Origin of the sequence: Lottiidibacillus patelloidae (assembly GCF_002262935.1) — a bacterium.
GTDB classification, from domain to species: Bacteria; Bacillota; Bacilli; order Bacillales; family SA5d-4; genus Lottiidibacillus; species Lottiidibacillus patelloidae.
Genome location: NZ_NPIA01000022.1, coordinates 1 through 1,414 on the forward strand (window position 1 = coordinate 1; position 1,414 = coordinate 1,414).

Here is a 1,414-nt window from a genome sequence, read left to right on the forward strand (position 1 = left end):
CTCTCTTACGACTCTTAATTTAAACTTTTCACTATATTTTGCCATACAAAAACACCCCAGATGTTAGAATTTTAACTCTAACTTCTGGGGTGCAGTACCTTTTTGAGAGTCTTTTTATCTATAAACGATGTTTTATGCAGCTTTGTTGTTGTGTAATTTTTGAAATGCGCTCGTATTTTTCAGTGCATTGTATAGTCGTGGTGCCATTAATGCACCGATCACTGTGAAAATAGCATCTTTAATAATAAATAGTGTCATGAATTTCCAAGCAGTTATATAAGTAATTCCTCCATAGAAACCACTTCCGTCAGCTAATTCTACTTTTCCTGCCATCCAAGCATTCCATCCGAAGTAAAAATAAGTTACCCCAATTACATAAAGAACAGCTAAACCAGCAAATGATGCTACTAAGTAAGTAAGTAGGTTTCTGTTTTTGCTTTTCTCAACAATTAACCCAGCAATAAAGGCAGTTGCAATGAAAGATAAAATAAATCCACCAGATATACCACCAGCTCCGACAAATGCACCGATTCCATGGTCAAATTTTGCGAATATAGGAGCTCCAGCTAATCCCACTAATGCGTAAACAGTCATAGAAATTGCGCCTAAACGGCTTCCAAGTAAAATGCCAGCTAAAATAGCGAAGAACGGTTGCATTGAGATTGGTACATTAAAGAATGAAACGTATGCTGCAATATTAGCACCAATCGCCATTAACGCTACAAACATTGCAGAAAGTGTAATATCAATTGTTCGTAAGTTTCTCATCTTATCTTTTCCCCCTATGAATGTGTAACTTTTTATGTACAACAAAAATATTACAAAAGTATAAAATTTATGTCAACTTATTTGTTATTTTAGGTTTACAAAAAAGTTAACAAAAAACAATTTATATAAGAAGTTGCTATTAAAGTAATAAAAATCGCCCCTTAGATATAGTTGATTAACGGCTAAATGGAGTGAATATGGAGATTGTATATCAGAAGATAAGGTAGGTTAAAATTTAAGCTCAATGCTAGCAATTCTAGGGTAGTATCATGATATATATATAAGAAAAACTATTTCTAGTTTACGGAACCGTTAGAAGGTGTTAGAATAAAAAAGTCGTAAAGACAAGCTTTTCCTTGTTAAAAAGTAATTTTAAAAAACTTTTCAAAAAGGTATTGCATTATATTAAGAAAACATGTTATTATATTTCTTGTCGCTAACAAACGCGACGCTAACAAATTGTTCTTTGAAAACTAAACGAAACGCCAAGCGAGTCAATCGTAATTCCTAGAGTTTATACTCTAGATAAAAGGTTCCATCAACCTTTAAAAAAGATGGAAAATGAGCAATCAAACAAACTATTATGGAGAGTTTGATCCTGGCTCAGGACGAACGCTGGCGGCGTGCCTAATACATGCAAGTCGAG

Annotated in this window: 1 protein-coding gene and 1 rRNA gene; one reads left to right on the forward strand and one right to left on the reverse strand. The window is 33.6% G+C overall.

Annotated features, from left to right (window positions below):
* Positions 1–132: 132 nt before the first annotated feature.
* Positions 133–768 carry a biotin transporter BioY gene (locus tag CIB95_RS15990; protein ID WP_094926775.1) on the reverse strand — a complete coding sequence of 212 codons (636 nt, stop codon included), beginning with the start codon at positions 766–768 and terminating at the stop codon, positions 133–135.
* Positions 769–1,348: 580 nt separating this feature from the next.
* On the opposite strand from CIB95_RS15990, the gene CIB95_RS15995 reads away from it, so the two are divergent.
* Positions 1,349–1,414, forward strand: a 16S ribosomal RNA gene (locus CIB95_RS15995); the annotation flags it as partial.

Bases quoted from the DNA above. Each gene is read 5' to 3' on its own strand.
- CIB95_RS15990 (WP_094926775.1), bottom strand. From the start codon at position 768: ATGAGAAACTTACGAACAATTGATATTACACTTTCTGCAATGTTTGTA.